The organism is Marivirga lumbricoides (genome assembly GCF_014636295.1).
Taxonomy (GTDB): Bacteria; Bacteroidota; Bacteroidia; order Cytophagales; family Cyclobacteriaceae; genus Marivirga; species Marivirga lumbricoides.
In genome coordinates, this window is record NZ_BMEC01000017.1 from 102907 (window position 1) to 110163 (window position 7257).

Consider the following 7257-nt stretch of genomic DNA (forward strand, 5'->3'; position numbering starts at 1 on the left):
AATTTAAATAACTGATTTATGTTAAGACATCTTTTAATTGTGCTCTTTTTTGCTACTAACACAGCAGTATTTGCCTTTCAGGCAGAGGAGCCAAAATTATCGCCTACAGAGGAGCAAGCAATGGAGGCCAGGCTGGTTGCCGGATTGCTTAGCCAATATCATTACAAGAAAATACCTATTGATGATAAGCTGTCTGCCATTATTTATGATTCCTATATAGAAACGCTGGATGCTAATAAGCATTATTTTTTAGCCTCTGACATGCAGGAACTTGATCGATTTAAAGATCGATTGGATGATCATATAAAATTAGGGTATCTGCTTCCTGTTTATGAGATTTTCAACCTGTTTGAACAGCGTTTCGAAGAAAGAATGAACTTTGTTCAAAATGAGCTTTCATTTGATTTTGATTTTACTACTGATGAATCCATCATCGTTAATTCCGATTCTTTAAAATGGGCATCCAGTAAGGAAGAATTGAATGACAGATGGAGAAAGCTGATCAAAAGCCAGGCATTAGATCTTAAACTTTCGGAAAAAGCTGATACTGCCATCACCAGGTTACTGAAAGAGCGTTATAAGAGGTTAGATGAAACCATCGGTAAATATGAATCAAGAGATGTATTTCAGTTATATATGAATACATTTGCTGAAAGTTTTGATCCGCATACAAGCTATTTCTCTCCCATTACTTCCGAAAATTTCAAAATCAGAATGAGCCAGTCTCTGGAAGGTATTGGTGCTACTTTAACTACTGATGGTGATTTTACCAAAGTAGCTTCAGTAGTGGCCGGAGGACCTGCTTTTGAATCCAAGCTCATTAATACTGATGATAAGATAGTAGCAGTGGCACAAGGGCCAAAAGGCGAGTTTGTGGATGTGATAGGATGGAGACTCGATGATGTAGTGCAACTTATCCGTGGACCCAAGGGTACTTTGGTTAGATTAAAAATAATACCCGCTGGTAAATATGTAGCTACTACGCAAGCATCTGAAATAAAGATAGTAAGAGATAAAATTAAGCTGGAAGAACAGGTGCCTTACAGTGAGGTGAAAGAGGTATATAGAGACGGTAATAAATATAATATAGGAATTATTACCATTCCTTCTTTCTATCTTGACTTTGAGGCTATGAAAAAAGGTGAGGAGTATGGAAGCACTACTGGTGATGTAAAGAAAATTATTGCTGAATTGAAAGAAAAGAAGGTGGACGGGATTGTGGTAGACTTGCGCTCAAATGGAGGTGGTTCTTTGCAGGAAGCTATTGATTTAAGTGGTTTATTCATCAAGAAAGGCCCAATTGTACAGATCAGAAACTCTGATGGAAGTATTGAGGTAGGAGAGGATGAAGATCCTGAAATGGTGTATGACGGCCCTTTGGCTGTTTTAACAAACAGGTTTAGTGCTTCTGCTTCAGAAATTTTCTCAGGAGCCATACAGGATTATAACAGAGGAGTGATTGTTGGAGAAAATACCTTCGGAAAAGGGACAGTTCAAAATCTAATCTCTTTAAACCAATTTGTGCCCAAAGTAGAGACAGAACTAGGTCAGGTGAAATTAACATTGGCAAAATATTATAGAGTTAATGGTTCTAGCACACAACATAGAGGAGTAAAGCCGGATATTAAAATGCCTTCGCCTTACAATGCTGAGAATTTTGGTGAAAGTTCTTATAAAAGAGCTATAGAATGGGATCAGATTGAGTCATCTAAATTTGAGAAAACTAATTTCTTAAATGAGCAGATTGTTTCTCAGCTTAATAAGAAGCATGAAGACAGATTGAATAACCTGGAATACTTGAAGAGCCTTAAACAAGATGTAGATGAAGCCATTATGGACCAGGAGCGGACTTCAATCAGTTTGAACATGGAGAAACGTAAGGCAGAAAATGAAGAAGCATTGAAAAGAAGAAATGCCAATAACAAGCTAAATGAAAAAATCTCTTCCGATCCTGATATTAAAAATAAAGTAAATACAGACGGAGAAATTAAAGATCCTTACTTAAGAGAAGGAATTGTAGTGTTAGCAGATTTGATTGCTTTAGGAATAGGGTAAAATCAGTTCATCATACTTTTCTTTCCGGAAGAATTATATACTTCTATGAAATGAAGCTTTATAAGCTATTTCACAAATAAAAAGTTATCACTTTACTAAAAAGGCCATTAAAGTAAAATTTTAATGGCCTTTTTTATTAATTACGAATCCTTGCTATTCTATTTCTAAATTCCCTATGCAGGATAAGCTTATTTGGCATAAAATTATGAATCACCTAAAATCAGCTGGTTATTGCGAGCGCAGCGTGGCAATCTTTTTGCCCCAGGTGTTCTGTGCAATAAGATAGTTTTTTTCTCAAATTAAAATTAGCTCCGTCATTCCCTTGCAGAAGGGAATCTGTCCATTTCAACAGCATGTTGAAATAACGTCTTCTTATAGAATTGCCTTTGCTATAAATCTACAATTAAATAGTCATTGCCAGGCACAAAGTAATCTTTTCTATTATGCTAGAAAAGTCAGGTAATGAAATTTCATTTCATTGAAAAGATCCCTGATAATTTTTTCCGTTGCTCTCCAAGAATTTTGGGGATGACGATAATTGCCGGCTTTTGTGGTAGTGACAAATACATCATAGTGCCTGTTGATTGAGATTGTTTTTTTTCACTGGTCTGCGGCTTACAGTCCAGCAAAAAGGGGAAGGTCTGTGGCTCACAGACCTTGGTTTTTCTGTTCATTTGTGCAATAAGATAGGTTTTTTTACTCAAATTACAATTAGAACGTCATTCCCTTGCAGAAGGGAATCTGTTCATTTCAACAGCATGTTGAAATAACGTCTTTTTTATAGAATTGCCTTAGCTATAAACCTACAATTAAATAGTCATTGCCAGGCACAAAGCAATCTTTTCTATTATGCTAGAAAATTCCGGTAATGAAATTTTATTTCATTGAAAAGATCCCTGATAATTTTTTCCGTTGCTCTCCAAAAATTTCTGGGATGACGATAATTGCTGCCTTTTGTGGTGGTGTTGCTTATTTAGGTCTTTTTTTTCCACTGGTCTGCGACTTACAGTCCAGCAAAAAGGGGAAGGTCTGTGAGCCACAGGCCTTGGTTTTAAATCTTGATGGAAAGAAAAATGCCAATCAACTGGTTATTGCGAGGTACGAAGCAATCTTAGTAATTAAGTATCACCTAAAATCAAATGGTTATTGTGAGCGCAGCGTGGCAATCTTTTTGTCCCAGGTGTTCTGTGCAATAAGATAGTTTTTTTACTCAAATTACCATTAGCTCTAGGATTCCCACGCTACTTGTGCCGATCATTATCGGGAGGTGGGAATCTGTTCATTCCAACAGCATGTTGAAATAAAGTCTTCTTATAGAATTGGCTTTGCTATAAACCTACAATTAAATAGTCATTGTCAGTCCACGAAGCAATCTTTTCTATTATGCTAGAAAAGTCAGGTAATGAAACTTCATTGAAAAGATCCCTGATAATTTTTTCCGTTGCTCTCCAAAAATTTCTGGGATGACGATAATTGCTGGCTTTTGTGGTGGTGACAAGCCTATACCTTTCTAAAATACTTAGACAAATAGCTAAATGAAACGCTTAATTATTTATATAGCCTTAATTTATCTGTAACTTATTCAAAAGGGTTGATTATTCAACCGCTTTTGTTCTTGAAAATGGCGTTTTTACACAAAAATGAATTATTGCATAATTCATTTTATTTTTTATACTAATCAAAGCGTTTGTTATTGGGGTTTAGATAAAACGAAGTATATAGGTTTTAATTAAGGATTCGTACCCTATTTAATTCGATTAATCAGTTTTATGAACATTTGCTCAAATTACATTTGTACAAAATGTAGATAAACTTTTCATATTAAAATATTACCCGATCATACACGTGTAATTTTTAGCGAAGATTAGCTCTTTTTAAAAATTAGACAACTCCATACCTTTCAAATGTAATTTCGAAAAATAATGAAGTTTTTATTTTAAAAACGACATGTATAGGGAATACAGTATTCTTATTTATATAAAAATAATTATTTAAATATTATGACTTAATTAATTCAAGAGCACAGTGCCTTTTACTAAAAGGGAATATCAGTTTCAACCAAAAATAAATTTATGCTTTTCAAAAATTATAAATTATTTTTCCCCAAACCTCAATTACTTTTTTTTGATAATAATTGGAAAACAGGCGGGATAGTTAGATTAGTTTTTTGCTTTAGTTTTCTTCTAATTTTTTCATTAGTTGAATGCTTAGCTCAGGACTCACCTTCTGATTTACATATTTTTTCATTAAATAAGAAAAATGAATTGCATTGGACAGCCAGTCCGACAGCAGGGGTGACCTATAATATTTACCGATCGGCAGAACCTGATTCAAGCAATTTTTCACTCTTAGCAAATGTTAGTACTACTAATTATTTAGATGAAGATCTGGATAATGGTATATTCTATTTCTATAGGGTGGCATCGGTATTAGGAGGAGTTGAAAGTACCCCTACGAATGTAGATGCTTCCACCCCACAAGCATCTTTAGGCAGTTACATAGAATTGGATGGAAATGACTATTTAAGGGTTGCTTCTAATGTAGGTGAAATTCGAGCAACATCAAGAAACTTCTCCTTGGAATTGTGGTTCAATTCAGAAGATGTGACAGGGAGCAACAGACAATATTTGCTTACGCGAAAAGCCTCTGGTAATGGAAGTGCAGCTCAAATATATATCCAGGATGGAGAAATAACTGCTCATAACTATATAAATATACCTGGAACCTTTCCCGAATTACCTTTTGCTACTGGTTTGCAATCAAACACTTGGTATCATTTAACTATTACGCAAACAGTTGCAGGCTCACTCAGAACCATGAAAGCTTATTTAAATGGGGTGCTTCAAAGAACATGGGATTTGCCTGAGGGCTTCACTTTAAATTTTGCAGGAACAGATTCGCAATACTGGTACATAGGAGCCAGAGAAGGAAACACAAATAGTTTAAGAGGGAAAGTAGCTGAATTTAGGCTTTGGAATAAAACGCTGAGTGATACTGAAATAAATTCTAATTATCAAGTCCGTTTAAAAGGTGATGAAGTGGACTTGAATGGTTTGTTTCATTTTGACGATATCTATAACATAACAGCTTACAATTATACTTCTATACTTAGAAATGCCATAACTTTTGGTGATCCATTTGCTCACGATCCACATGTTAAAGCAACTGATGATAGTGAAACTATTCTTGAAGACGTTGCCTCAGAGTTTAATGTAAAGGCAAATGACATTTTTTCCAATCCAAGTCAATCACCAAAAGTTAGAACAGAGATAATCACCTCACCTTCAAACGGGACTGTTGAAGTATTAAGTAATTATAATATTCTATATACTCCGGATGCTGATTTTGTTGGTACGGATATAATAAAATACCTTATAGTTGATTCCACAGCTCTTGGGGATATCTACCAATTTTCTGATACTGCTTTTGTAAATATTACCATAAACCCTGTAAATGATGCCCCTTCTTTTACAGCGGGTGCAAATCAGACAATCAATGAAGATGCAGGACAACAAACAATTATTAACTGGGCTACTAATATTAGTTTAGGACCTGCTAATGAAAATGCCCAAACACCTGGTTTTATATTAACGAATAATAACAATGCATTATTTTCTGTACAGCCTGCAATCGATGCTACAGGTGAGTTAACTTATACATCTGCTAATAATGCAAATGGTAGTGCCACAGTAGATGTAGTATTAAAGGATGATGGTGGCACATCCAACAATGGAGTGGATTCTACTGCTCATGTTACTTTTACTATTACAGTTAACCCTGTTAATGATGCACCTGTTATTACTTCAGGAAATACTTTTTCAGTTCAGGAAAACACACTGGCAGTAACTACCATTACAGCTACCGATGTGGATGCAGGAGATACACAATCCTTTAGTATTACCGGTGGTGTTGATGCATCTCTTTTCAATATTGACCCTTCTACTGGTGTACTGACATTTTCAATAAGTCCGGATTATGAAAACCCATCAGATGATGATGGAAATAATGATTATGAAGTTACTGTTACTGTAACTGACGGCTCAGGTGCTACTGGTACAAAAGATATAACTGTCAATGTTACTGATGAGAATGAATCAAATTACTTCATCACCACCTGGCAAACTACCACCAATAATGAGCAAATCACTATACCTACAGTTGGTAGCGGCTACAATTATAAGATTATTTGGGGAGATGGTTCTCAAGATAGCAATGTAACCGGAAATATTGACCACACCTACACTACCGCTGGCATCTATACAGTAATGATTATTGGAGACTTCCCTCGAATTTATTTTAATAATGTAGGTGACAAAGATAAAATCCTAACAGTGGAACAATGGGGGAATATTACCTGGTCAAGCATGCAAAGTGCCTTTCAAGGCTGTGGGAATTTATCTATACCTGCTATTGATGCACCAGACCTGAGTAATGTAGAATCCATGAAAAGCATGTTCTATGATGCTAAGTCATTCAATAGTGCCATTGGCCATTGGGATGTCAGCCACATAACAGATATGTCATATATGTTTTGGTCAGCTAGTGCTTTTAATCAGGACATTAGTGATTGGAATGTTTCACTTGTTACCGACATGTCATATATGTTCCATATGGCAAGTTCATTTAACCAGCCAATTGGTAAATGGGATGTAAGCAGTGTAATAACCATGCATAATATATTTTATAGAGCTCAATCATTAGACCAAAATCTTGGTGCATGGGTATTAAATGAAAACCTTAATATAAATTATAATGCCTGGGCCGGTTCGGGAATGAGTTGTAATAGCTATTCTGCTACACTTCAAGGTTGGGCAACCAACAACACATCGCCCAATACGCTTATCAACAAAACCTTGAGAATCCCACTAAAATACGGCTCTCAAGCAATAGAAGCGCGTGCGAAATTAACCACTCCCGTTGCAGAGGGAGGTTTTGGATGGATCATTACAGATGACAGGTTAAATACCGGAACAAACGACTGTAGCACGACTAAGCCTTTCGTTACTACCTGGAAAACCGATAACCCAGGTACTTCTAATGATGATCAGGTCATCATTCCCACTGATGGAGGGGGGTATGATTATTACCTCCATTGGGTGGATGTCACTGATGCAGCAGTTAACGCTACCGTAGGACCTTTCACTGGAAATGCAACACTCACTTTTCCTGCAGTTGGCAATTATCGGGTTACTATTGTAGGGG

4 protein-coding genes are annotated in these 7257 nt (G+C 36.0%); all 4 read left to right on the forward strand.

All coding sequences use genetic code 11. The annotated features are described in order from the left end of the window. The first annotated feature begins 18 nt into the window (after positions 1–18). Complete coding sequence (locus tag IEV85_RS22050) at positions 19–2055, forward strand: carboxy terminal-processing peptidase (protein ID WP_188467440.1); 2037 nt, start codon at positions 19–21, stop codon at positions 2053–2055. 462 nt (positions 2056–2517) lie between these two features. After that, positions 2518–2643 (forward strand): hypothetical protein, encoded by a 126-nt coding sequence (locus tag IEV85_RS25135; protein ID WP_262892165.1) that lies wholly within the window; start codon positions 2518–2520, stop codon positions 2641–2643. A gap of 280 nt (positions 2644–2923) precedes the next feature. Further along, on the forward strand, positions 2924–3256 hold the full coding sequence (locus IEV85_RS22055; protein WP_188467441.1) for a hypothetical protein: 333 nt from the start codon (positions 2924–2926) through the stop codon (positions 3254–3256). A gap of 1063 nt (positions 3257–4319) precedes the next feature. Continuing rightward, the coding region (locus IEV85_RS22060; protein WP_188467442.1) for a BspA family leucine-rich repeat surface protein at positions 4320–7257 on the forward strand (2938 nt) is incomplete at its 3' end.